The organism is Stenotrophomonas sp. SrG, from assembly GCF_050031795.1.
Lineage (GTDB): Bacteria > Pseudomonadota > Gammaproteobacteria > Xanthomonadales > Xanthomonadaceae > Stenotrophomonas > Stenotrophomonas rhizophila_A.
The window spans coordinates 1-328 of sequence record NZ_JBNBBE010000067.1 but is presented as its reverse complement, the minus strand read 5'-3'; the positions used below and the strand labels follow the sequence as shown (position 1 = coordinate 328).

The following is a 328-nucleotide window of genomic DNA, read 5'->3' as shown; positions in this document are numbered from 1 at the left end:
CCCAAGCCCGGTCCGGTAGGCGCGGGGTTCCGGCTGCAGCCGAGCGGTCTGGACGTGCTGTGGCAGCTGGACCTGCTGCCAGAGGTGCTGCGGCACGGCGCGCCGGTGCGCCGGCTGTACGGAGAAACGCCGTGCGGGCGCGCGGTGATGGACATGCGCTATGCGGCGCTGCCTGCGCACCTGCACGGCATCGGCATGCAGCGCGGCGCGCTGTTCTCGCTGCTGGCCCAGGCCTGGGAGCCCCCGGGCAACCTGCAGGCCGACACCGCCATCGTCGATGTGGATACCGCAAAGGGCCGCGTGCGCGACGCGCGCGGGCCCTGGCCCG

At 74.4% G+C, this 328-nt stretch carries 1 pseudogene; it reads left to right on the top strand.

Annotation, left to right across the window (positions count from 1 at the left end):
* Nucleotides 1-328 (top strand): annotated as a pseudogene (locus tag ACQG3P_RS19000) (FAD-dependent oxidoreductase); the annotation flags it as partial.